This is a genomic window from Microbispora catharanthi (assembly GCF_006334915.2).
Lineage (GTDB): Bacteria > Actinomycetota > Actinomycetes > Streptosporangiales > Streptosporangiaceae > Microbispora > Microbispora catharanthi.
In genome coordinates, this window is the sequence record NZ_VDMA02000019.1 from 172,981 (window position 1) to 196,972 (window position 23,992).

Here is a 23,992-nt window from a genome sequence, read left to right on the forward strand (position 1 = left end):
ACAGACAAGGAGAGCCCCACATGCTCCACAGACGCACCGTACTCGCCGGATGCGCTCTGGCCGTCACGGCCCTCGCCACGGTCGCCACCCCCGCCATGGCCGAGCCGAGCAACTCTCCCGCCTCCTCCGCCGTCAAGCCCCCGCCCGCGATGGTGGACGCCATGCAGCGCGACCTCGGGCTCACCCCCGCCCAGGTCAACGCCCGCCTGGCCAACGAGGCGAAGGCCATGTCCACCGACGCCAAGGTCCGTGCCGCGATCGGCGACGCCTACGCCGGATCCTGGGTCTCCGGCGCCACCTCCGAGAGCTTCATCGTCGCCACCTCCGACGCCTCCAAGGCGGGCGCGGTGCTGGCCGCCGGCGCGCAGCCGAAGATCGTCAGCCGCAACCTCGCCGCCCTCGACTCCGCCGAGGCCGCGCTGGACCGGGCCGCCGCCGACGCGCCCGCCTCCACGTCCGTCTGGTACGTCGACGTGCTCAGCAACAGCGTCGTCGTGCTGTCCTCCAACACCGCAGAGGCCGCGGCGTTCGTGGCCGCGAGCGGCGCCGACAAGTCGGCCGTACGCGTCGAGCAGTCGAACGAGCAGCCGCAGACCTTCTACAACGTGCGCGGCGGCGACGCCTACTACATCGGCAGCTCGGCACGGTGCTCGATCGGCTTCTCGGTACGCAGGGGAACCACACCCGGCTTTGTCAGCGCCGGCCACTGCGCCACCGTCGGCAGCACGCTGTACGGCTACAACCGGGTCTCCATGGGCAGCTTCCAGGGCTACTCGTTCCCCGGCAACGACTACTCGTGGGCCGCTGTCAACAGCAACTGGACGGTCACGCCGTACGTCAACAACTACAGCGGCGGCAACGTCACCGTGAAGGGCTCGTCCGTGGCCCCCGTGGGCTCGTCGATCTGCCGGTCCGGCTCGACCACGGGATGGCACTGCGGCTCCGTCCAGCAGCTCAACGCCAGCGTCCGCTACTCGCAGGGCACGGTCAGCGGGCTGACCCGGACCAACGTCTGCGCCGAGCCCGGCGACTCCGGCGGCTCGTTCATCTCGGGCAGCCAGGCCCAGGGCATGACCTCCGGCGGCTCCGGCAACTGCTCCTCCGGCGGCACCACCTACTTCCAGCCCGTCAACGAGGCCCTCTCGGTCTACGGACTGACACTCGTCACCGGCTGATCCCAGCCGACCGGGGAGCTCCCCCGCCGGCCCGTTTCCCGGGTCAGCGGGGGAGCCTTCGCCATAGGGGCCGGGGCAGCAGCAGCATGACGGCGAACGCGAGCCGCAGCCGGGCGGGCACCCACACGATCACCTTCCGCGTGTCCAGGGACTCCACGACCGCGTCCGCGACCTCGGCCGCCGTCACCGACATCGGGGCGGGGGTCATCCCCCGCGTCATCCGGCCGATCACGAACCCCGGCCGGACGACCACGACCCGGGCCCCGGAACCGTGCAGCGCGTCGGCCAGTCCCTGGGCGAAGCCGTCCAGCCCGGCCTTGGCCGAGCCGTACACGAAGTTGGCCTTCCGCACCCGTACGCCGGCCACCGACGACAGCACGACGAGCGTGCCGTGGCCCTGCTCGCGCAGCCGCCGTGCCGCGGCCAGGCCGATCGAGACGTGTCCGCCGAAGTTGACCGCGACGTCGCGGGCGGCGGCGACCGGGTCGGCGTCGTAGACCGCCTGGCTGCCGAGCACGCCGAACGCCGGGATCACCACGTCGAGGTCGCCGACCTTGGCGGCGGCCTCCTCGATCAGGGCGGCGTGCGTCTCCGGGCGGGCGGCGTCGAAGTCCAGCACATGGACCTCGGCCCCGAGCCGTTCGAGGTCGTCCACCGGCGCGGTGCCGCCGCCATCCTTCATGGACGCGGTGGCGTCACGCGCCGCGAGCACGACCCTGCGGGCGCCCCGCCGGACCAGCCGCTCCACGATCGCGAGGCCGATCTCGCTGCGCCCGCCCAGCAGCAGGACGGTGTCGACCGAGCCCAGCGCGTTTCTCATGGCCACTCCCTCGACGACGGAATCAGCACAGGCGCAGCCTACGGGCGAGATCGGAGACGAAGACGCCGTCCGGGTCGGCCCGGCGCCGGATCTCCCGCCATTCCCCCAGCCGGAGGTACGTCGCGGCCATGGTGGTGGCCGACATGCGGGAGTCCTTGGCCAGGTAGAGGCGGCCCCCGGCCGCCGCGACCCAGCCGTCGAACTCGGTCAGCATCGCGGCCAGCCCGCTCTGCCCGGCCGGGATGTCCAAGGCCAGCGTCCACCCCGGCATCGGGAACGACAGCATGCCGGGCGTCCCCGCCCCGAACCTCTTCAGCACGGTCAGGAACGACACGACCCCCGCGCCGGACAGCCGCTCGACCACCCGGCGCAACGTGTCCTCCGCCCCGAGCGGCACCACGAACTGGTACTGCACGAAGCCGCGCGGGCCGTACATCCGGTTCCAGCCGTCCACCCCGTCAAGAGGGTGGAAGAACGGCGCGACGCCCTGGGCGATCCGGCGCGGGGTGGCGGGGGCCTTGCCATACCAGGCGGCGTTGAAGGCCCGCACCGTGGCCCGGTTGAGCAGGCCGCCGGGCGCCCAGGGCGGGGCGGACAGCAGAGGCCGCGGCGCGAAGGCGAGGGGGTTCCCGCGCGCGCGGGCGGGCAGGTCGCCCGGCGCGGCGTGGTCGCCGCGGGTGAGCACGCCCCGGCCCATCCGCCCGCCCCGCGCGAGCAGGTCGATCCACGCGACCGTGTAACGGTGACCGTCGTCGGTCGCGGCCATCGTCTCCAGGGTCTGGTCGAGGTCGCGAGTGCGCTCGACGTCCACCCGCATCCACGCGGTCTCGATCGGCACGCACTGGAACGTCGCCTCGACGATGACGCCGGTCAGCCCCATGCCGCCCACGGTGGCCCAGAACAGGTCGTCGCCCGGTTCGAGCGTACGCACGCTTCCGTCGGCGGTGAGCAGGCGCAGCGAGCGCAGGTGGGCCCCGAAGGAGGAGTCCACGTGGTGGTTCTTGCCGTGCACGTCGGCCGCGACGGCCCCGCCGACCGTGACATAGCGGGTGCCGGGGGTCACCGGCACGAACCAGCCGCGCGGGACGAGCGCGGTCATGAGGTCGTGCAGGCTCACCCCCGCCGAAGCGGTGACGAGCCCGGTGGAGTCGACTCGCCATGACGGTTCCAGCGCCGTGCAGTCGAGCACGAGGCCGCCCGCGTTCTGCGCGGCGTCGCCGTACGCGCGGCCGAGGCCGCGGGCCACGACTCCGCGCCGGCCCGCCTTCGCCACGAGTGCGGCGGCCTCCTCGGCGGTGCGCGGGCGGGCCACCGTCGCACGCGTGGGCGCGGTGCGCCCCCATCCCGTCAGCAGCATCATGCCAGTTGGATACCGCATGCCAGCAGGATCAGCATCAGCGCGAGGAACACCTGGAGCGGCCGGTCGCGCAGCACCAGTTCCTCGGGTTCCTCCCCCACCCCACGGTCGACCAGCAGCGCGTGCCGCAGCACGACCAGCACGAACGGCACGATGCTGAGCGCGCAGAACGCCCTGGCCGGCCCGGTGTGCTCCTGGAGCGCCCACAGGCAGTAGGTGACGATCATCGCCCCCGAGGCCATGACGCGCACGTGACCGAGGTAGCTCGCGGTGTACGTCTCCAGCGTGGCCCGGGCGACCCGGCCGTCCCCGGGCCCGGCGCGGAGCTCGGCCTCCCGCTTGCCGGCCACCAGCAGCAGCGAGCCGAGCGAGACGACGACCAGGAACCAGCTCGTCACCGGCACGGCCACGGCGACCGCCCCCGCGTACGCGCGCACGACGTGGCAGCCGGCCACCGCGACCAGGTCCACCACGGGCTGGTGCTTGAGCCAGAGGGTGTAGGAGAAGGTGAGCGCCAGATAGGCGGCGACGACGGCGGCGAGCGGCCACCCGCCCGCGAGCCCGGTGAGCAGGCCGGCCGCCAGCAGCGCCGCGCCCGCGGTCCGCGCGAGCCGCACGGACACGATCCCGGCCGCGATCGGGCGCAGCCGCTTGCGGGGGTGGCGCCGGTCGGCGGCGACGTCGGCCGCGTCGTTGAAGAGGTAGGAGCCGCTGGCGGCCAGGCAGAAGGCGGCGAACGCGACGAGCGAGCCGCGCAGTCCCGCCCCGGTGGTCAGCACGCCGGCGGCGGCCGGGGCGGCGAAGACGAGCGCGTTCTTGAGCCACTGCCGGGGCCGGCAGGCCCGCAGCAGCCCCGCCGCCCGCGAGCGCCGGGAGGGCGTGCCCGCCGGAGGCGTCGCCACCGGCGGGCCCATCGGCGGGTTCAGTGCGCTGTCCCGCTTCACGGGTCGGCCGGCTTCCCGGGTCAGTCCACGCGGCCCGGCCGCAGCAGCAGCCACACTCCGACGACGGCGAGCGCGAGCCCGAGGATGAGCGCCACCAGCGGGAGCGTCGTCTTGATCAGCGTGATCTGGGCCATGTTGTCGCGGGCCGTCTGGACGAGCTCGCCGACGGTCTCCGGCGTGAACGAGGCGGTGGCGATGAGGGCGGGCATGCGCTCGACGCCGTCGGCCGTCTTCAGCACCTCGTGGCGCTGCTGCTCCTGCTTGACCGGGACGCCGGTGGTCGGCTCGACCCAGAAGGTGTTCACGCCGTCGTAGACGCGGTCGACCTGGATGTCGCCCGTCCCCTTCATGCCGAGCACGGAGGCGGGCGCGCTGAGCTTCTCGATGGGCGTCGGCGGGATCCGCTGCACGAAGCGGTAGACCGTCAGGCCGTTGACCGTGTCCTCGCCGTCGAACGTCGCGTCGTACGCCTTGCGGGTGTCGGTGTTGAACACCTGGTAGGTCTTCTTCTCGACACCGAACGGGAACAGGAAGATCTGGCCCTGCAACTGCACCGGCTGCGCGCCCGATCCGCTGTTCACGCTCGTGCCGCAGCAGGTGACGCCCTGGCCGTTGTATTTGTTGAACGCGCTGCGGAACTGCGTCATGGAGATCTGCGGATTGTTGTTGGTCACGTCGTTGGCGTTGGTGAACTGGTCCCACACGACGTGGTCGTCCTTGGCGTCCTTGACGTCGCCCCTGGTCGTGACCGTGATGTCGAGGGTGCCGGTGAGGACCTTCAGATCCCGCTTGCTGAAGTACTGCGCGTTCTCGGCGGTCAGCCGTGTGATGCTGTACTGGTTCGCCGGCGCCTGCACGAGTTTGTCCGCGACCTGGAACCTCAGCAGCGGCGCGAGAACGACAAGGAACGCCCCGAGTCCTACGAGGACCACTCCTAATCCGCGGCGCATCGCTCCTCCTGGGGCAGGCCAGCTACTGCCTATTTGTCCTGAAACACGTTCCTATTTCGCTGTATGTTAGACGGGGCAGTGACCGACGTCACCAGGGATGCGGAAAAGTGACCGAAACAGGTTCTAGCTCGACGGCGACTCGTGACATGTTACCGGCCGGTTCGCAACCCGTTCGTGACACAGCCGTGCTTTCCGGTCAGGTTCCCTCCGGCCATGTGGACGCCCTCGACGGCGTGCGGGCGCTCGCGGCCGTCGCCGTCCTCGTCTTCCACGTCGCGATCGAGTCGGCGGCGGCGTTGCGGGACAACTTCTTCAGCAGCCTGCTCGCCCGGGGCGACGTCGCGGTCCCCATCTTCTTCGCGTTGTCGGGGCTGCTCCTCTACCGGCCCTACGCGCGCGCCGCGCTGCTCGGGGAGCGTCCCCCGGACACCCGCGTCTACCTGATCAAGCGCGCCCTGCGCATCCTCCCGGCGTACTGGCTGGTCGTGGCCGTGGCGATGGCGCTGTGGGCCGGGCCGCACCTCGGCGACGTCAAGACGTGGCTGCAACTGCTGCTGCTCGGCCAGACCTACGAGATCCACCCCTGGTGGTTCGGCCTCGGGCCGCGCGGGCTCGCCCAGATGTGGAGCCTGTGCGTCGAGGCCGCCTTCTACGTGCTGCTGCCGCTGGTCGCCGCCGCGCTGGCGGCGTACGCCCGGCGCGGCGGCCCCGGCCTCGACACCCGCGCTCGGCGACTGCTGACCGGCGTCGCCGTGCTGGCCGCCTCGTCGTTCGCATGGGCGCTGATCACCTACTTCCCCGTCTACCGGCCCTACCTGAACACCTGGCTCCCCCGGGCCTGGGTGTTCTTCGCGGTCGGCATGGCGCTGGCCGTCGTCTCCGAGTGGGCCCGCCGGGAAACCGGCGAGAACGGCCCGGCGCACCGGTTCGTCCGGGCCGTGGGCGCGTCGGCGGGCTCGTTCCTGCTCGTCGCCGCCCTCGCGTACGCCGTGGCGGCCTCGCCGCTGACCGGCACGCGCTTCAGCGGCGTCGACGGCGTGTGGGCGGACCTGTCGGAGCTGGCCCTGTACGCCACCGTGGCGGCCGGGCTGGTGACCCCGGCCGCGCTGCTGCCGGCCGAGGGCTCGGCGTACGGCCGCTTCCTGAGCAGCCGGGTGATGCGCTTCCTCGGCCGGGTGTCCTACGGCGTGTTCCTGTGGCAGTTCGTGGCCCTCTATCTCTGGTACGACTTCACCCAGCAGCAGGCGTGGAGCGGGAACTTCGTCGGCAACCTCGTCGTGGTCGGCGCGCTCACGCTGCTGCTCGCCACGCTCACCCACCGCTACGTCGAGGAGCCGGCGAGGCACCTCGCCCGCTTGGCGACCTCTTCGCGGAAGGGGACGCGGAAGGGGACGCCGACGGGGACGGAGACGGGGACGGGGACGGCTGCGGCGGCGCCGCGGCCGTAGGGGCGGGCGCTCCGGGCACCGGGTCGCCGTAGGCGAAGCCCTTCAGGCAGACCGCCGCCGGGTCGTCCAGCCGGATCAGCAGCCCCTTGCCGACGGCCGTGACCGGGAACTGCACCAGCGCGCCGCCGGAGCCGGTGGCGTGGAACTGCAGCTGCCCCCGCTGCCCGTTCATCTCGTAGCTGCCGGTGCCGGCCCGCTTGGCGGTGTAGGCCAGCCCGGCGATCGGCCCCGGCCCGCCGAAGGACACGACGTCAGGGAAGAAGATCGCGTCGCCGAGGAGCGGGAAGCACGAGCGGTCCCCCGGCGGCACCACTCCGATCGACGCCTTCACCTCGGCCGGCGCGAGCCCACCCTTGTCGTCGAAGACGAACGCGTGCTCCGACGGCTCGGGCACGCGCATCCTGGCGCGCAGCGCGGGCCGGGCGAGCGGGGCCAGCAGGTGGTGGCTGAGCCTGCGGTTGCCGTTCCACGGCAGCACGATGTACTCGGGGAGCGGGCTGGAGTAGATCACGGCCGTGTCCGGGACCTTGGCGAGGGAGGCCCGTACGGCGGCCAGGTAGGCCCGCACCCGGTCTCCCGACAGCGTGTCGCGGTAGTTCTGGATCGACACGATCGACATCGCGAGGTAGGCGCCCGCGAGGAGGCCCGCCGCCGTCGGCAGCCCGCTCCCCGCGGGAATCGGCCGCCGGTAGGGCTCGGTCTCGTCCCGCAGGGGCAGCAGTGCGAGCCCCAGGCAGACCGCGAGCACGATCGCGGCGTCCGCGACGTAGCGGGTCTCGGAGCCGACGACCTGGGTGAGCCCGGTGCCCCGTGCGATCGCCGTCGGCACGCCGTCCGCGGCGACCAGGTAGCCCGCCAGGATCAGCCAGGCGCGCGCGGCCCGCCGCCGCCACAGCACGGTGGCGACCACCAGGGCGGCGAGCACGGCCCATCCGGCGGCCACCAGCAGCTGGCTGGGATCGGCAAGCCCGCCGTTGGGCAGCACCGGACCCCATGACAGCGGCCCGCCGACCACTCCGGCGGGGAAGACCTGGCCGAGCAGGCGGCCCAGCAGGTCGGCCGCGTTGCCCGGCGCCGGGACGGCCGCGCCCTCGCCCGGCGCGGTGCCGCGGCGGGCGAGGTACAGCGCCGCGTATCCGCCCATCAGCAGCACGTACGAGCCCCACAGCCGCCAGTGGGAGCGCAGCTCGCGGAGCATGACCGCGATCCATGCGCCCGCCCACGGCCGCAGGTGCGACGTGGTCAGCGCGAACAGCAGGAACGGGACGAAGACCCCCTTCGTGCTGAACGCCATGCCGGCGAGGACCCAGTAGAAGGCCCGGCGGGCGTGCCGCGCCCCGCCCTCCCCGGCCCACCTGACCTGGGCCGCCAGAGCCATGACCATCGTGAGCTGCAGCGGCACCGCGTTTATGGCGGCCGACCACCAGCCGAAGGCCGGGACGGTCAGCGGCGAGAACAGGGCGAAGGCGAGCGGCAGCAGGATCCCGGGCCGCGTGCCGAACAGCCGCACGAGCAGCCGCAGCAGCATGACCGCCACGGCCGCCTGGACGACGAGCGTGACCGCCGAGACCAGCAGCCAGTTGTACGGCGACAGCCTCGACAGCACCCAGGTGAGCCCGAGCGCCCCCGGCATCAGGTGGCCCTTGTGGACGCGGAACAGGAAGTCGAACGTCAGGGAGTGCTCGTAGGCGTCGCCCACGAACAGGAAGTCGTCCTCGACGAAGGAGGAGGACGTCATCACGGGGATCCGGACCGCCAGCGACGCCACGACCAGCAGGACCGCCGTGATCACGACGGGGTTCGCCAGACCTGCTCGCCATCGCGGCGACGCGATGCCGGACCGACCGGTACGCATGATCTGTGTCATCGCGATTCTCCCAGCGCTGTGGGACAAAAAGGGGGGGAACAAAGGGGGATGTTATGCTCCGGCGCACCCGACAGGAGAGGGACGTCGTGCACGCCGAGCCGTTCCGCGCCGACCTGGCCCGTTCGATCCGCCTGTTCAGCGCCTTCCGCAAGGAGCAGACCGACCCCGACTTCTTCTACGGCCTGCTCGCCCGTGACACCGTCGCCCAGCTCGCGGCGTACGCCGACCTCGGCGGCGCGCTCGTCGCGGACGTCGGCGGCGGGCCCGGCTACTTCACCGACGCGCTGCGCGCCGTGGGCGCGCGGCCGGTGTGCGTCGACTGCGACGCCGGGGAGATGAGCGCGCGCACCGGCGCCATCCCCGACGGCGCGGTGCTCGGCAGCGCCCTCGACCTGCCGTTGAAGACCGGATCCGTCGACGTGTGCTTCTCCTCCAACGTGCTGGAGCACGTGCCCGATCCGTGGCGGATGGGCGACGAGATGGTGCGGGTGACGCGGCCGGGCGGCATCGTCTACTTGTCGTTCACCAACTGGCTGTCGCCCTGGGGCGGCCACGAGACCTCGCCGTGGCACTACCTGGGCGGGCACCGCGCCGCGCGCCGTTACGCGCGCCGCCACCGCCGCTCTCCCAAGAACGTGTACGGCACGAGCCTGTACGCCGTCTCGGTGGCCCGGGCGCTCGCGTGGGCCAGGCGGCATCCCGGCGCCGACCTCGTCGACGCCCTGCCGCGCTACCACCCTCGCTGGGCGACCCCGGCGATCCATCTACCCGGCGTTCGCGAGATCGTGACCTGGAACCTGCTGCTGGTGCTGCGCCGCCGGTGACCTCCTCGGCCGGGTGGCGATCCGGAAGACTACGGCGAGCACCACGGTGAGCAGGGCGGCGAGCAGGCCGCACGCCAGCGGGATCCACTCGCGCGTCAGCAGGATCCACCGGCGGAACCTGGCCGCCTCGTCCGCGAAGGCGCGCACCTCGGCGGCGCTCGTCGTCAGGTCGGCGTCGAAGGCGACCTGTCGCTCGACCTGGTCGGGCGTGCGCAGGGTGTCGCGCCGCCGCTCCTGCGTGCGCACGGTCAGACCGCTCTCCGGTTCGACCCAGATCGTGCGGGTGATCTCGGTGTACCGCGCCACGACGACCCGCTCCTCCCCCGGCATGCCGACCGTCGTGCCGGGCACCGGGCCGGGCAGGTCGGCCGTCTTCACCGGCCCTGCCGAGTAGGTGTAGCGGTAGGTCGGCACGCCCTCGACGGTCTCCTCGCGCTCGAACCGCATCGGCGCCTCCCGCCGCAGCACCGGGTCGAACACCGTGTACGAGCGCGGCTCGGCCCCGGCGGGCAGCCGGAAGGCCAGCCCGGCCTGCCGTACGCCGGGGTCGTCGTCGACGTACTCCCCGCAGCACTCGACGGCCAGGCCGGTCCGCCGGTCGAAGGCCGTGCGGCGCTCGTGGTAGTCGACCCGCTCGCCGTCCCGGGTGTCCAGCGAGGAGAACTCCACCCAGACGGCCGTACGGTCGTCACCCGCCTGCGGATCGCCATAGACGGCCACCGTGTTCTGCACCGGCACGTTCCGATGCAGTCGGAAGGTGGCGGTGTCGAGGTAGGTGGCCGAGGGCGAGACGAGCCGCTGGACGCGGGTCTGCTCCAGCGGCAGGACCGTGGTCCGCGGGTAGACGTAGAAGTGGAACAGCGCCCCCACGGTGATCAGGAAGGCGATGCCCGCCAGGAGGAGCGTGCGCCGACGCCGCACGAACGCGCCCGTCATCGGGCCACCTCCCCCTGCTGATCTCGTACGGCGGCCAGCAGCCGGGCGAGCACGACGAGGCAGAGCGCGTCGGCGGCCTGGCCCTGCCCGGCGGCCTGGGCGAGCCCGGCGAGGCCGAGCGCGACGAGCGCCACCCACGCGGAGGCGGCGTGGCGGGCGAAGGCCCTAAGGCGGCTCGGCCCCGCGTGCTGGGCGCCGGCGATCCCGCGCAGCCACAGGAACGCCGCCAGCGCGGCGGCGACGACGACCACGCCCGCCACGCCCCCGGCCCACAGTCCGGCGATCGGCGCCGCGATCCACACCCACAGCGTGCGGACGCGGCCCGGCCCCACGGGGCGCAGCCGCGACCGGCCGCGCACCAGCGCCAGGGCCACCACCGCGAGGGCCAGGCCCAGCCCGGCGAGCAGCGCGATGCGGTAGGCCGGGTCGGGCTCGTAGCGCAGCACCACATCGCCGCCGCCGACCGGCAGTTCCCAGGCCTGCCGCCAGCCGTCGAGCCTCGCCGGTGTCAGCCGTACGCCGTCGAGGTACGCCTGCCAGCCGGCGTTGTAGTTCTCGTTGACCACCAGGTAGGAGGGCGTGGCGGCGGTGACCCGGAGGCGACGCTCCTGCGGCCCCCACGACGTCACCGTGGCGGGGGTGGCCGTCACCGCCGCGCTCTTCTCTCCCACCCTGGCCTCTCCTGCTCCGTCGTCCAGCACCACCGAGCGCACCCGGAAGGCGTCGCTGGGCGCCACGCCGACCCGGCTGCGCCCCTCGGTCAGGTGCACGGGCGCGCACCCCGAGTAGGTCAGCGGACGGCCGTTGAGCACGTCGTCGAGCGTGCCCCCGACCACCCGGGTCGGCACCTCGTCGCCGTCCACCCGCAGGGTCGGGCCGTAGCCGCAGGGCAGCCGCAGCGGGATGGCGCCGAGGCCGCCGAGGGGTTTCACCCCGGGAATGGCGATCTCGGCCACCTCGATCGCGCGGGAGGCGGGCGCGGTGAACTCGATGGTGAACCTCCGCGTCTTCAGCGCGGGGAACGTGAACACCCCGTCGCGGTCCACCCAGCCCTGCACCGCCCGTGTTTCCGTGAGCGCCGCCCCCGCGCGCAGCGTGAGCTTCACCGGCGGGATGCCCTGCGCCGAGTCGGGGAACAGCACCCGGATCCGGGAGAACGTCCGGGTCCTGCCCAGGTCGATCGACAGCGTCGGACGCCGGTCGAACGGCTGGGCGTACCACAGCGTCGAGGGGTCGCCGTCCATCGCCTGGCGGCCCAGCACGGCCCCGTGCTCGGCCGCCGTGGACGACGCGCTGACGTGCGGATACTGGTTCGGCAGCGTGGTGATCAGGTCCGCCGCCTTCGGATCGGCGAGCACGGCCTGCCCGCGCACCGTGCGCACGCCGTCGCGCGCCACCGGGACGAGCCGGTCGAACCCGTAGCCGTCCTCTCCGATGATCTGCAGCCGCGAGGAGCAGGTCCAGGCGACCGAGCCCCGCATGCACGCGTCGGCGTCCCCCTGCTTGGTGAGCAGCACGGTGCCCGGGTCGCCCGTGCCGGTGTCCGGCACCGAGATCGTCCGCACCGCCCGCACGCCCGGGATGCGCAGGTCGGTGACGCCGACCCGGCTGCCGAGCGCCGTCCTCGGCTCGTACGCGAGCCTGGTCACCCTGATCCGCAGCCACGAACTCTTCCCGGGCACCGGGCGCAGCGGCTGGAGCGCGTCGGTGCGCGCCACCGCCACTCGGCGGACCCCGCGCTCGGTCTCCAGCGCGACCTCGGCAACCGGCGGGCCGATCGCCCCCTGCTCGAAGGCCGCCGAGATCTCGGTCAGGTCCACCCGGCCGGTGAAGCGGACCTCCAGCCACTCCCCGACCGCGCCGTGCCAGCCGTCCGACCGCCATCCCGTGCGCGGATCCTCGTCGAGCGCGGCGTACGGCTGCCGCCCCGGGTCGCGCTGGCCCACGGCGGCCGTGACGGCGGAGTCCGCCGACGAGGCGGTGACGTCCTTCACGTCGAGGTAGCGGGCGGTCGACGTGGCCGCCGACCAGGCCGGATCGGTGAGGTCGGTCGAGACCGGCGCCTGGTTGCCCGTCAGCGTCGCCGACGCGACGCGCCGTACGTCACCAAACACGATGTCCCGTTTGCGCAGTGTGTCGGTGAGGATGGTGTCGCGGGCGGGGATCGCCGCCGCGCCCGGCTCGTCGCCCACGAGCACCGGGCGGTCGTCGGTGAGCAGTCCCTCCTCGGCCATGTCGAGCACGGCCTCGGGGGCGCCCTCCACGTGCAGCGTGCCCGCACGGGGCACCGTCGAGGCGAGCGGTGCCGTTCCGGGGATCTTGTAGACCTCCAGCGCCGGGTAGGGCTGGTCGAGCCAGCCCGAGGCGGTGCCGTTCGCCGTAAGGCCGACCAGCGGCCCGAACTCGGCGGTCCTGGACAGCCCGGAGTCCTGCAGGGTCTGGTGCACCCGGGCGGGCCAGGCGGTCCCGAGCGTCTCCCTGACCAGGTCGTTGCGGATGAGCAGGTAGGTCACCCCGGCCCGGCGCAGGGCCTCGGTCAGGCCGGGCGAGCCGTGCCCGGTGGCGAAGCGCTCGTCCACCGCCTGCACGACCCGGGCCAGGCCGGGCGATCCCCAGGGCACGTTGGCGTGGGTGGCCCAGCGCACGGTCAGCAGCGACTGCATGGGCTCGTCGAGCGGGCGGCCCCACAGATACTCGCCCCGCGCCGAGCCGGGCATGGCGAGCACCATGCCGTCGCCCGCGTTGCGGTTCAGCCAGGCCGCCGCCTCGCGCCAGTAGGCGGGGAGGTCCGCGAAGGACCCGCGGGCGGTCACCCCGGCCGTCGCGACCGGCACGATCGTGAGCGCGAGCAGCCCGGCCGCCGCCGCGGTGACCCGCCCGCGCAGGCGCACCGGCCCCGCGACGGGAAGCGCGGCCAGGCCGAGCGCGAGCGGAAGCCGGATCAGCGCGTCGAACTTGTGCAGGTTGCGGAAGGGCGCGAGCGGCCCGTCGAGCAGGTCCCTGACCTGGCCGGTCCAGGGGTGGGCGAGGTCGCCCGCGTGGCCCGCGGTGACGACGAGCAGGCCGGCGATCACGCACAGGACCAGGAACGTCCGCTCGGGGGTCGCCCTGCGGACGACGCCGGTCAGCCCGAGCCCGGCCACCAGCGCCGTGGCGGCGACCAGCCACGGCACGGTGGCCTGGTCGTAGGCCGCGGGGAGCCACGGCTGCCCGTCCACCGGGAGGAACGAGATCCAGCTCGACGTGCCGCGCAGCGCGTTCACCAGCGAGGTGACGCTGGTGGTCGCCGACGCCGTCTCGATGAACGGCAGGAACGAGAAGATGTAGCGCCCGAGCAGCAGCAGCGGGACGAGCCACCACATCGACACGAGGCCGACGAACAGCAGCCACCAGCCGAGCAGGGCCCACGTGCGCCCGCCGTGGCGGCGGCTGAGCAGGTAGACGAGCGGGACGACGAGCACGGCCAGCTCCGCCGCCGCGTTGACGCCGCCCGCGAACAGGAACGCGGCGGCCGACAGCGCGGCGGCCCGGCGTGGGCTCGCGCCCTCCCGCGTCCCATGGACCAGTGGCAGCAGCACCCACGGCAGCACGGCGGTCGGCTGGAACTCCGAGGAGTTGATCCCGATCAGGGCCAGCGCGTGCGGGGCCAGGGCGTAGGCGAGCGCGCCGAGGATCCGGGTGCCGGGCGAGCCGATCCCCATGGCCCGGGCCAGCCGCTCGGTCCCGAGGAACGCCGCGCACAGCACGAGCGACATCCACAGGCGCTGGATGTCCCAGGCGGGCATGTCCATGGCCCGGAAGAGCACGTAGAACGGGCCCATCGGGAAGAGGTAGCCGTACGCCTGGTTCTGCAGGTGGCCGAAGTAGGCCGGATCCCACAGGTGCAGCGCGCGCGAGAGGAACCCCAGGGGGTTCACCGCCATGTCGAGCTTGGTCTCGGAGATCACCGCGCCGGGCGCGGTGTTGAAGGCGACGGCCGCGAGCAGCAGGCAGCCCGCCAGCAGCCGGAGCCGGTGCCGCAGCGCCCGGCCCGGCGGCGCGGGACGGGCGGCGGGGGCCGTCTCCGGGGCCCCGGCGGTCTCCCCTGGCTCGCGGGTCACCCCCTCCCGGGCGTGACCGGGCTCCCGCGGCTGGACCGAGACGTCAACGGACACGGGCGCGCTCAGGACTTCTCAGGGCCGTTGCCGGGGGTTCGCGCGGGGAGCAGGCCGAGTTCGCCCGCCACCAGTCTGGTCATGGCCGCCCCCGTCTTCCCCCAGGTGAACTCGCCCGCCCAGCTGCGGCACGCCCGGGCCATCCGTGCCCTCGTCAGGGGATCGTCCAGCTCCCGCAGCGCCTGGTCGACCACGTCGGCGAGCCGCTCGCCGTCGCGCACCAGCCACCCCGTCACGCCGTGCCGTACGGAGTCGCGCAAGCCGGCCACGTCGTAGGCGACGGTGGGCACGCCCAGCGCCGCCGCCTCGATCACGGTCAGCCCCCATCCCTCGAACTCCGAGGCCGTGACGTTGAGCCTGGCGCCGCTCAGCATCGCGTTCTTCTCCGCCTCCGGCAGGAATCCGTGCAGGTGGACGCGTCCGGCCACGTCGGGCCTGCCCGCCCGCTCGGCCAGCCGGTCGTGCTCGGGGCCCCGTCCGACGACGTGCACGTGCAGGCCGGGACGGCCGGGCGCCAGGTCGGCGGCGAGCTCGACCACCCGCTCGACGCGTTTGTGGCCGACCAGGCGGCCGAGGTAGACGACGGCCGGGTCGCCCGGCACCGGCTCCCTCGCGACGGGCCTGGCGGTCGGGCTGCCGTTGGGCACCACCTCGATCGGGGCCAGCCAGCGGAGGCGCTCGCGCAGCTCGTCACGGGAGGACTCGGAGACCGTCACCGTCGTGCACCGCCGATACAGCAGCCGCGCCACCGGCCCCTCGATGAAACAGCCGATCCGCGCCAGCCACCGGGGGAAGAACGCGTAGAACTGCCGGTCGTGCACGTGGTGGACCACGCAGATCACCCGTGTACGGCGCCGTGCCACGACCGGCGAGAAGAACGGGATGCCGTTCATGCAGTCGACGACCACGTCGAACCGGCGGCGGTGCAGCATCAGCCAGAGCGGGACGAGGAGGTAGACCAGATACTTGTTGCCCATCCTGCGCAGTTCGATGCCGTCACGCGACTCGCCGCGGGTCTGGTACCGCTCCCGGCTGGTGACGAAGTGGACGCGCGCCCCTTGGCCGACGAGGTAGGCGGAGACCCGCCAGGCGTACTCCTCCGCGCCGCCCGCGACGGTCTGGCCCGGTTCGCGGAAGTTCAGCACGGCCACGCGTACGCCTTCGAGCGGGGGAACGGCGGCCGGAGCCGCACCTGCGTCGGTCGCCGCCAGATGCGGCCTGTCGGGCGGCTCGGGAAGGGGGGCCGGGCGCCCCGAGGACTTCGCCTTCGCACCCTGTGCGACCACGACCACTCCTTCGGGTGACGCGTCTTCGCGGCGAGTTCGGGGCACCGCGGGACGCGGCCCCCGGTACAGGTGGTCCCGGGGCGCGGAGGGTGGGCGGTGCGGCGAATCGGGGCACGGACGCATGAGGGCATGGCGAAACCACGCCCCTGACGAACTGGGTCTTCGCGGGGAGTCCTTTTCGAGGGAGTCCTTATGGAACGGGTGTCAGGTCTGGTGCGCTCACCTGTCGCCGTAGTTGTAGAGCGGCTTGTTGGGCGGCTCAGCGGTGGGCGCGGCCACGTTGACGACCGCCACGGAGGCGACGCCGGCGAGCACGGCCCCGACCGCGAGAGCAGCCAGAACCTTCAACACGGATGCTTCCTCCTTGTCGAAACGCGCGGTGCGCCGAGATTAGAACGTGATACAGCTCCTACACCATAGCCTTGGTCAAACCGTGATAAAAAGACTTACCGTCCAGTATGCCGCGTGGCGCAGATCTTGGCTGATCACAGGCGTATCAGGAGGAGTTCCGGGCCCCTGTAGACGGGGGTCGCCCCCGGCAACCGGGACAAGAACGTGTTCTCGTCAACTCCTCCGGCGAGCACATACCGCACCCCCTCCCGCTTGAGCGCCCCGGTGAGCGGCACCGCCGCCGGCCCGGCCAGCAGCGCGCCGATCCGCCGCGCGCGAGGGCTCTCGGCGGCCACCCGGATCCGTCTCCCGCCGCCCGTGCCGACGACGAGCGCGTCGTTCCACACCACCGGCCGGGAGAACATCTTGGTGGCGGGGTCGAGAACCACCCGGCCGCCGTTCCAGGGGAACGCCCGGTAGGCGCTCCAGGGCAGCGACAGCAGCGCGCCGGGGGCGGGATCCCCGTTGACGACGGCCTGGACGCGGCGCCACTCCTCGGGGTATTCGGCCGTCCCGAGCCTGCCGAACGCGCCCAGCGCGAACGTCGGCAGGGCCAGCATCGGCACCGCCACCGCGGCCGCCGCCACCGGAGCGGGCATGCTCCGGCGCAGGGCCGCCGCCACGACCGCGACGCCCGCCGCCTGCGCGAGCGCGAACGGCGCGACGTACACCTGGCCGTCGCGGAGCGGGCCGAACCCCGCCCACCATCCGATCAGGGCGCGCGGCACGCCGGGCGCGAAGGCCCCGGCACACGCGACCAACACACCCGCGCACGCCGCCGCGGCGAGGCCGGGCCACCACGCGGGCCGCGCCGGGACGACCCCGAGCCGTACGAACCCGGCGACCGCGGCGGCGGCGAGGACGAGGCGGGCCGTGGCGAGCGCGGGCATCTCCTGCCCGGGCACCACGGCGTGGGAGTTCCAGATGCCGCCGAGGGCGAGCAGGCTGCCGAGCGTCCCGAACGGCCCGTCCGCCCGCGGCGCGAACGCGGCCACCGCGGCGGGATCGGCCGCGGCGTCCGAGCCGAGCGCCGGGACGAGCCACGGCAGGCTGAGCACGCCGACGACGGCCCCTCCCCGCAGCACCGACGACAGCACCGCCCGTGCCCCTCCTCCCCCGCCACGCAGCGCGGCCACCGGGAGCACGGTCAGGGCGCTGACGAGCATGGCCTGGAACCCGCCGACAGCGGCCGGCAGGAGCGCCACCGTGAGCCGTCCCGCCCTGCCACCCGCCGCGGCGCGTACGGCCCAGGGCAGCCCGGCGTATCCGAGCAGCAGCGCCCACTGCCCGATGAGCAGGCGCTGGGCCAGGTAGGCGTTCCAGGCGTAGAACGCCGCCGCGGCCAGCCGGGGCACGATCCCGCCCCCGGGCAGGGCGTCGCGCGCGAGAGCCGCGGCCCCCGAGGCGGCCAGCGTGAACAGCCCGAGCAGGATCGCCTTCTGCACGATCTCGGCCGGGACCACGGCCGACAGCAGCGCCACGACCTGGTCGCTCGGCACTGCACGGGGGAACCCGCCGGGAAGGCGCACCGGCGGGTCCGGGACGAACACCATGTCGTAGCGCAGCGCGAACCCCGGCCCGAGGGCGGGCCCCAGCGCCAGCACCCCGCACGCCAGACCCAGCACAGCCGGCCCGAACCGCGCGAGCACGGCACGCGGCCGGAGGGCGGGACCACCCCACACCAGGCCAAGCCGTACGAACCGGAAGGGCGGCCGCATGCCGTACAGGCTAGTGCGCTGACCCGCCGGTCAACGCTCACAACGATTCGAGCCGCCGCTGCCGCCGGAGAAGGCCCCGGCGCGGCGCCGCCGTACTCGGCGGGTCCTCACCGGTCTTCGTAAAGGCGGTAGGTGGCCAGGACGTTGAGCCGGTGCAGATCACGGCAGAGGGTGAGCATGCCCTGCTGGGCGAGTTCCCCTGGCACCGGATAACGCGCGAGGGCGGCCGACAGCCGGGGATCGAGGCGCTCCGCCCAGGGATCGGTGCAGGCCGCGAACGTCTCCTCCAGACTGCGGCCCGCCTTCACACTCGCCTCAACCTCGGCATGGAGCCGTTCGAGGTAGCCGACGAGAGCGTCCACGGCCGCGGGCCCGTCTCCCATCGGGCCGTGCCCGGAGACGATGGTCTCCAGATCGGGCAGCGCATCGCGCATTCTGCGCAGCGAGCCCAGGTACGGTTCGGGGCCGCCCTGGAGCAGCATGTGGGCGATGCCGGCGTGGCAGAGGAAGTTGCCGGTCCAGGCGGTGCGGGCGTCGGGGACGTACACGATCGTGTCTCCCGGGCCGTTGCCCGGGCCGAAGTGATGCAGCTGGACGACGCGTCCGCCCAGGTCGATCTCGGCGAAGGAGTCGAACGTCAGGTCCGGCGTGCGCCACACGGTGACCTCGTCGAGCAGTGCGGCGTCGCCGTACATGTTGGCCGAGCGGGTCTGCTTCTCGTACGCCAGGTCGGTCATGTTCGCCTTGTTCGCCCCGGACGAGACGATCACGACCTCCCGGGGGAACGCGGCGTTGCCGAAGGTGTGGTCGCCGTGGTACGTCGTGTTGACCAGGTAGCGGAGCGGCCGGTCGGTGAGACGGGCGACGACGGCCTGGATCTTGTCCGAGACGCCGGGAGTGATCCCGGCGTCGACCACCAGTGCGGCGTCCCGCCCCGTGATCACGCCGTTGTTGTCCTTCGGCGGCAGGTTGGCCATGAGCGCCCACACGCCGGGCGTGAACTCGTGCGGCACCAGTTCGAGACCCACCGGCGAGAGGTTCGGACCTCCGTAGCCCGTGGGCCGCTCGGCGATCTCGCGCTCCGGAATACGAGAGATGGACATGACGATTCCCTTCGGTTCAGGTTGCGGTGAGGACGCCGCCGTCGAGAGGGCGGCGGCGTACCCGGCGATCAGACGGAGGCGGCGACCGGGCGGGCGCCGGGGGCGACGTCCGCGTGCGGGCGAGCGGAGGTCCACAGGCGGTACACGAGGATCGGGCCGATGACCCAGTAGCCGAGGGAGGTGACGATGCCGGGGAAGGCGAGGTCACCTGAGACCAGGTCGTAGATGGGGTGGCCGATCGCGTTGCCCATCGCGCCCATGATGGCGAAGAACCAGGCGATGAGCAGCGGCACCCGCCAGCCCCGGTAGATCGCGAGCGCGCCCAGCGCGAAGGCCGCGTAGGAGATCATGTTGATCCAGACGAACATGGGCAGCGACATGGCATTCGCGCCGAAGACCTGGGTGGGCCAGCGCCAGTTGAACCCGTTCATGAACTCCTCCCCGAAGTGGAGGAACTGCCAGGCCAGGCCGATGAGGTAGATCGGCAGCACCCGGGAGGGGTCGGGGAGCCTGCGGTCGGTGGTCGCGAGGTGGCAGCCGTAGGCGATCACCATCGCCGGGATGAAGGTCAGCCAGAGCGCCAGCCCCGGTGACAGGTAGGCGAACAGGGCGATCAGGGCGGCGGCCACGAGGCCGGCGGCGACGGTGGAACGGTGGCGGGTCATCCAGTGCTCCTCATGAGGTGGGTGGTGATGGTGTTGAGCTCGATCGGCCCGTCCTCGCCGACCACGACGGTGCCGCCGAGGCCGGCCGACCGGCGGCCGTAGGCGCAGGTGGGCGTGAGGGCGAAGGTCATTCCCGGAACGAGGGGCAGATCGGAGCCGATGGTGGGCTGCTCGGCGAGCAGCCCGTAGCGCGCGGTCTCCGGCAACACGCCGAGTCTGGCCCCGGACCCGCCGACCGCCGCGCGAGGATTGAGGGCGTGCACGAGGGGGTGCGGGTGCCGGCCGCCCGTCTCCTCCAGCGGCCGCGTCATCGCGGTCACGACCTCGCCGAACGTGCGCCCGGGGCGCAGGACCGCCAGCCCCGCCTCGTAGGAGGCGCGGGCGGTCCGCGCGGCCGCCTCCAGCTCGGGATGGATGCCGCCGACCGCGACGGCGACCCGTTGCCGGGTCTCGCGCATGCCGTACGAGCAGGAGATCTCGGCCAGGACCAGGTCACCGTCCTCGATCACGCGCGGCCTCTGCGGCCGGTAGGACCAGGCGGGCGGGCCGCAGGAGACGGGTTCCCTCCCTGAGGTGATCGACATGCCCGGAGCCATGGCGCCCTGCCGCAGGCACTCGGCCGCGCCCGCCGCGTACACCGACGCCTCGCTGACGCCGGGTCGCACCGCCCGCAGCATGGCGCGCGCCATGGCCTCTCCGACGGCGGCGGCATGGCCGACGACCACGAGTTCCTCGGCGGACTGGGGCAGGGTTCGGGTGACGAAACCGCGCTCCACCGACCTGAAGGTCAGCTGGGGAAGCTGCTGGAGCACCGACGACCACAACGTGTACGGCATAAGCGGGTCGGTGTGGGAAGGCGCGCAGGCCTCCAGGCCGAGCACGCCGATCGGCGACCTGTCGAGCCCGTGTGCGCGCAGCACCTCCGCCACGCCGTACGCGTGCCCGGCGACCAGCATGTTCTCCGGCCTTATCCACACCGCGTCGCCGCGCGCGCTCGCCGCGAGGTGGTCGCCGATGCGCGCGGGAGACCGGACAAGCGCGATGGGCTCGCCGACCCGGGGGAAGACGACGATCGCGCCGGGACAGTCGTTGGTGAAGAACACGTCGGGCGCCCACTCCGCCGGCCCGCCGCTCCCGCGCCCGCCGTAGACGACGAGCGCGTCGACGCCCTCGGCGTCCATGAGCTCGCGGGCGAGATCCCAGCGCCGGTCCCGTTCCGCCGGGGAGAACGTCGGAAGATCCATGCCGACGACGCTAGGCCGGTGCCGCCCGCCCGTAATCTGTCACATGACCGGTCATCCCCAAGCGGACATACGTCACGTCCTCAATAGGATCGTCCCGTGTTGTACGGGCGTAGGGCCGAAACCGATCGAATAGATCACCTGCTGGCCGAGGCCAGGGACGGCCGAAGCGGCGCTCTGGTGGTCCGCGGACGGGCGGGGATCGGCAAGTCGGCGCTCCTCGATCACGCGGCACGCAAGGCCTCCTCCGCGGGGATGCGGACGTTGCGCGGGGTGGGCATCGAGAGCGAGACCGAGCTGGCGTTCGCCGCGCTCCACCTGTTGCTGCGTTCCGGGATCGACCGCCTCGACCGGCTGCCGGTCCCGCAGGCGGACGCCCTCAGAGGAGCCCTGGGACTGGCCGCTTCCGCCGCGACCGACCGCTTCCTGGTCGGTCTCGGCGCGCTGACCCTGCTGTCCGAGCTCGCCGGCGACGGGCCTCTGCTGTGCCTGGTCGACGACGCCCAGTGGCTGGATCGATCCTCGGCCGACGCTCTGCTCTTCGCCGCGCGGCGGCTGGAGGCGGAAGGGGTGGCGCTGATCCTGTCCATCCGGGACGGCAGCCTCGGATTCCGGCCGACCGGACTGCCCGAGATGAGGCTCGGCGGCCTCGGCCCGGCGGACGCGGCCGCGCTGCTCGGTGAGACCACCGGCACACTGGCGCCGCACGTCAGGGACCGCGTCCTCGCCGAGAGCGAGGGGAACCCGCTCGCGCTCATCGAGCTTCCCGCGGCGCTCACGCCCGAACAGCGGGCCGGGCACATCGATCCGCTCGCCTACCATCTCGGTCCGCTCCCGCTCACCAGCCGGATGCAGGAGGCCTTCCAGGCACAGATCCACGCCCTGCCGGAACCCGCCCGCACCCTGCTGCTCGTGGCGGCCGCGGAGAGCACCGGCGACCTCACCGTCATCCTCGCGGCCGCGCGGCGGCTGGGCGTCGGCGCCGACGCGGTCGAACCGGGTGAGCGTGCCGGGCTCATCCGCGTCGACGGGGAGCTCTCCTTCCGCCACCCGTTGATCAGGGCGGCCGCCTACCAGAGTGCGCCGTTCACCAGGCGCGTGGCCGCGCACCGGGCACTGGCCGCCGCTCTCGCCGGAGCCGCCGACGGCGGCCGGCACGTCGACGCGCGGGCCTGGCATCTCGCCGCCGCGTGCACGGACCCCGACGAAGCCGTCGCCGCCGAGCTGGAGCACGCGGCCGAGCGGGCCAGGCGCAGAAGCGGCCACGCGGCCACGACCGCGGCCTACCAGCGCGCGGCGCAGCTCACCCCGGACCCGCGCGAGCGGGTACGCCGGCTGATCAGCTCGGCCGAGGCGGCGATGGACGCCGGTCAGCTCCTGCGGTCGCGCGCGCTGGCCGACCGGGCGGCCCTGCTCACCGACGATCCGCGCGAGCAGGCCAAGCTCGCGGGGGTCCGCGCGGCCGTCGAGTTCGAGCAGGGCTCACCGCGGGTCGCGCACGGCATCCTCATGAGCGCCGCCGCCCCCATCGCGGCCACGGACCCGGAGATGGCCGCGTCGATGCTGGCGGAAGCCGTACGCGACGCCTGGTTCGCCGGCGCGCCCGAACTGGCCGGGCAGGCCGTCGACCGCCTCCACGCCCTGGAGCTGCCGGCCGGGCATCCCCTCCACCCGGTCGTCTCCGCGCTGACCGGCCTGGCCGCCCTGCTGGCGGGCGACTCCGCCCGCGGGCTGGTGCACATCCACGCGGCACTCGCCGACGCCCTGCGATCCCAGCCGGCAGGCCCCGGAGAACGGCTCATCATCGCGTCGATGGCCTTCATGGTGGGCGACGACGAGACGTCCCTGGACCTGGCCGCCGGCCTGGCCGACGACTGCCGGGCCCAGGGGATGATCGGCTGGCTGCCGCACGCGCTGCAGAACCTCGCCAGCAGCCAGCTCTACCTGGGCCGGTTCCAGGACGCGAAGGCGTCGGCCACCGAAGCCGTGCGCATCGCCGAGGACACCGGGCAGCACCACCGCGTCGACCACCTGCAGGGTGTGCTCGCGTGGCTCGCCGCGGTCCGGGGCGACGAGCGGGCCTGCGAACAGCTCACCAGCCGCGTCCGCGCCCACGCCATCGACCACGGCAACGTGTCGAGCCTGGCCTGGGCGGTCTGGGCACAGGGCCTGCTCGCCCTCGGACAGGGCAGGGCGCAGGCCGCACTGGACCATCTGGAGACGGGTATCACCGGCACCGTCCGCCACCAGCTCTCGACCACCCTGTTCGCGCCGGACCTGGTGGAGGCGGCGGTCCGGTGCGAGCAGCCCGAACGGGCCGGGGCACCGCTCGCCAGGTTCGACGAATGGGCCACCGCCACCGGGCAGCCCTGGGCGCGCGCCGTCGCCCTGCGCTGCCGAGCGCTGACCGCCGCGCGGGACGAGGAGGCGGAGAGCCACTACGTCCAGGCCGTCGGCCTGCACCTGAACGGAGGCCGGCCGTTCGAGGAGGCCCGCACCCGGCTCCTGTTCGGAGAATGGCTGCGCAGAAACCGGCGCAAGGCCGACGCCAGAATCCACCTCAGACAGGCGCTGGACATGTTCGAACGCGCCGGCGCCGACCCTTGGGCCACGCGTGCCCGAGCCGAACTGCGTGCCACGGGAGAGGTGGCCGGCGACGTCCGCGCGGTGGGCGTGGCCGGCCTGCTGACCCCGCAGGAGCTGCAGATCGTCCGTCTGGCCGCGCGGGGCGCCACGAACCGTGACATCGGCGCCCAGCTCTTCCTGAGCCCGCGTACGGTGGGCTATCACCTGCACAAGGCCTTTCCCAAGCTCGGCGTCGCCTCCAGAACCGAACTGGGCCGGCTCGACCTCGGCGATCCCGCCCTTGGGACGCGCCACCGCGACGGCTGACCCCCGGCCCGTGCCCACGGCTGTCGCGCCGCCTGCGCGTACGTCCGCGCCGGCGGCCGGTCGCGCGGGCACCCGAGTGGCCCGCGCGACCGGCCGCGGCCGGGGCTACTTGCCCGGCTCGGGGTCGCGGGGCAGGCCGAGCATGCGCTCGGCGATGATGTTGAGCTGCACCTCGGTCGTGCCGCCGTAGATCGTCATCGCGCGGGTGGCGAGCACGGCGCG

General features: G+C 73.4%; 17 protein-coding genes. 4 read left to right on the top strand and 13 right to left on the bottom strand.

Features of this window, described 5'->3' with window-relative positions:
* Positions 1-20: 20 nt before the first annotated feature.
* Positions 21-1,175, top strand: coding sequence for a S1 family peptidase (locus FH610_RS30880; RefSeq protein ID WP_139578639.1), 1,155 nt, complete (start codon positions 21-23; stop codon positions 1,173-1,175).
* 43 nt (positions 1,176-1,218) lie between these two features.
* Here FH610_RS30880 and FH610_RS30885 read toward each other — a convergent pair whose 3' ends face one another.
* From FH610_RS30885 to pgfA (FH610_RS30900), 4 genes are read right to left on the bottom strand one after another with little or no spacing between them, the layout of a single operon-like run.
* Complete coding sequence (locus FH610_RS30885) at positions 1,219-1,995, bottom strand: decaprenylphospho-beta-D-erythro-pentofuranosid-2-ulose 2-reductase (protein WP_139578640.1); 777 nt, start codon at positions 1,993-1,995, stop codon at positions 1,219-1,221.
* A 22-nt stretch (positions 1,996-2,017) separates the two neighbouring features.
* Positions 2,018-3,373 (bottom strand): decaprenylphosphoryl-beta-D-ribose oxidase, encoded by a 1,356-nt coding sequence (locus FH610_RS30890; RefSeq protein ID WP_167538800.1) that lies wholly within the window; start codon positions 3,371-3,373, stop codon positions 2,018-2,020.
* Positions 3,352-4,266: a decaprenyl-phosphate phosphoribosyltransferase gene (locus FH610_RS30895; RefSeq protein ID WP_139578672.1), complete on the bottom strand. Its 915-nt coding sequence runs from the start codon at positions 4,264-4,266 to the stop codon at positions 3,352-3,354. The genes FH610_RS30890 and FH610_RS30895 overlap by 22 nt, the downstream gene beginning before the upstream one ends.
* A gap of 50 nt (positions 4,267-4,316) precedes the next feature.
* Entirely contained in the window at positions 4,317-5,246 is a 930-nt protein-coding gene (gene pgfA / locus FH610_RS30900) for a cell envelope lipid trafficking protein PgfA (RefSeq protein WP_139578641.1), read from the bottom strand.
* Positions 5,247-5,461: 215 nt separating this feature from the next.
* Here pgfA (FH610_RS30900) and FH610_RS30905 point away from each other — a divergent pair, with 215 nt between their 5' ends.
* Both FH610_RS30905 and FH610_RS30910 read left to right on the top strand, forming a co-directional pair.
* On the top strand, positions 5,462-6,694 hold the full coding sequence (locus tag FH610_RS30905; protein WP_205826193.1) for an acyltransferase family protein: 1,233 nt from the start codon (positions 5,462-5,464) through the stop codon (positions 6,692-6,694).
* A gap of 1,920 nt (positions 6,695-8,614) precedes the next feature.
* A complete protein-coding gene (locus tag FH610_RS30910) occupies positions 8,615-9,385 on the top strand; it encodes a class I SAM-dependent methyltransferase (protein WP_139578643.1) in 771 nt (256 codons plus the stop codon).
* On the opposite strand, the gene pgfA (FH610_RS30915) is transcribed toward FH610_RS30910, so the two are convergent.
* The 8 genes from pgfA (FH610_RS30915) to FH610_RS30945 all read right to left on the bottom strand — a co-directional run bounded on the left by pgfA (FH610_RS30915) (position 9,326) and on the right by FH610_RS30945 (position 20,881).
* A complete protein-coding gene (gene pgfA, locus FH610_RS30915) occupies positions 9,326-10,321 on the bottom strand; it encodes a cell envelope lipid trafficking protein PgfA (protein WP_139578644.1) in 996 nt (331 codons plus the stop codon). The two genes, FH610_RS30910 and pgfA (FH610_RS30915), sit on opposite strands and share 60 nt — an antisense overlap.
* Positions 10,318-14,475, bottom strand: coding sequence for an alpha-(1->3)-arabinofuranosyltransferase domain-containing protein (locus tag FH610_RS30920; RefSeq protein ID WP_205826194.1), 4,158 nt, complete (start codon positions 14,473-14,475; stop codon positions 10,318-10,320). The genes pgfA (FH610_RS30915) and FH610_RS30920 overlap by 4 nt, the downstream gene beginning before the upstream one ends.
* A gap of 8 nt (positions 14,476-14,483) precedes the next feature.
* The gene (locus FH610_RS30925; protein WP_240809301.1) at positions 14,484-15,761 is read right to left on the bottom strand and encodes a glycosyltransferase family 4 protein; all 1,278 of its coding nucleotides are present in this window, start codon (positions 15,759-15,761) and stop codon (positions 14,484-14,486) included.
* Positions 15,762-15,980: 219 nt separating this feature from the next.
* Positions 15,981-16,112 (bottom strand): hypothetical protein, encoded by a 132-nt coding sequence (locus FH610_RS45340; protein ID WP_256862666.1) that lies wholly within the window; start codon positions 16,110-16,112, stop codon positions 15,981-15,983.
* Positions 16,113-16,246: 134 nt separating this feature from the next.
* Positions 16,247-17,869 carry an MmpA family trehalose lipid delivery protein gene (locus tag FH610_RS30930; protein ID WP_205826195.1) on the bottom strand — a complete coding sequence of 541 codons (1,623 nt, stop codon included), beginning with the start codon at positions 17,867-17,869 and terminating at the stop codon, positions 16,247-16,249.
* A 107-nt stretch (positions 17,870-17,976) separates the two neighbouring features.
* Entirely contained in the window at positions 17,977-18,972 is a 996-nt protein-coding gene (locus FH610_RS30935) for an MBL fold metallo-hydrolase (protein WP_139578646.1), read from the bottom strand.
* A gap of 68 nt (positions 18,973-19,040) precedes the next feature.
* Positions 19,041-19,637, bottom strand: a complete 597-nt coding sequence (locus FH610_RS30940; protein ID WP_205826196.1) for a hypothetical protein — start codon at positions 19,635-19,637, stop codon at positions 19,041-19,043.
* Positions 19,634-20,881, bottom strand: coding sequence for a M24 family metallopeptidase (locus FH610_RS30945; RefSeq protein WP_139578647.1), 1,248 nt, complete (start codon positions 20,879-20,881; stop codon positions 19,634-19,636). The genes FH610_RS30940 and FH610_RS30945 overlap by 4 nt, the downstream gene beginning before the upstream one ends.
* Before the next feature lie 96 nt (positions 20,882-20,977).
* Here FH610_RS30945 and FH610_RS30950 point away from each other — a divergent pair, with 96 nt between their 5' ends.
* Positions 20,978-23,770, top strand: a complete 2,793-nt coding sequence (locus FH610_RS30950; RefSeq protein ID WP_139578648.1) for an ATP-binding protein — start codon at positions 20,978-20,980, stop codon at positions 23,768-23,770.
* A 105-nt stretch (positions 23,771-23,875) separates the two neighbouring features.
* Here FH610_RS30950 and FH610_RS30955 read toward each other — a convergent pair.
* Positions 23,876-23,992, bottom strand: a 117-nt coding sequence (locus tag FH610_RS30955; RefSeq protein WP_139578649.1) for an acyl-CoA dehydrogenase family protein, incomplete at its 5' end; no start/stop codon positions are given.

Bases quoted from the DNA above. Each gene is read 5' to 3' on its own strand.
- FH610_RS30885 (WP_139578640.1), bottom strand. From the start codon at position 1,995: ATGAGAAACGCGCTGGGCTCGGTCGACACCGTCCTGCTGCTGGGCGGG.
- FH610_RS30945 (WP_139578647.1), bottom strand. From the start codon at position 20,881: ATGGATCTTCCGACGTTCTCCCCGGCGGAACGGGACCGGCGCTGGGAT.
- FH610_RS30910 (WP_139578643.1), top strand. From the start codon at position 8,615: ATGCTCCGGCGCACCCGACAGGAGAGGGACGTCGTGCACGCCGAGCCG.
- FH610_RS30880 (WP_139578639.1), top strand. From the start codon at position 21: ATGCTCCACAGACGCACCGTACTCGCCGGATGCGCTCTGGCCGTCACG.
- FH610_RS30940 (WP_205826196.1), bottom strand. From the start codon at position 19,637: ATGACCCGCCACCGTTCCACCGTCGCCGCCGGCCTCGTGGCCGCCGCC.
- pgfA (WP_139578644.1), bottom strand. From the start codon at position 10,321: ATGACGGGCGCGTTCGTGCGGCGTCGGCGCACGCTCCTCCTGGCGGGC.
- FH610_RS30895 (WP_139578672.1), bottom strand. From the start codon at position 4,266: ATGGGCCCGCCGGTGGCGACGCCTCCGGCGGGCACGCCCTCCCGGCGC.
- FH610_RS30935 (WP_139578646.1), bottom strand. From the start codon at position 18,972: ATGTCCATCTCTCGTATTCCGGAGCGCGAGATCGCCGAGCGGCCCACG.
- FH610_RS30930 (WP_205826195.1), bottom strand. From the start codon at position 17,869: ATGCGGCCGCCCTTCCGGTTCGTACGGCTTGGCCTGGTGTGGGGTGGT.
- pgfA (WP_139578641.1), bottom strand. From the start codon at position 5,246: ATGCGCCGCGGATTAGGAGTGGTCCTCGTAGGACTCGGGGCGTTCCTT.
- FH610_RS30890 (WP_167538800.1), bottom strand. From the start codon at position 3,373: ATGCGGTATCCAACTGGCATGATGCTGCTGACGGGATGGGGGCGCACC.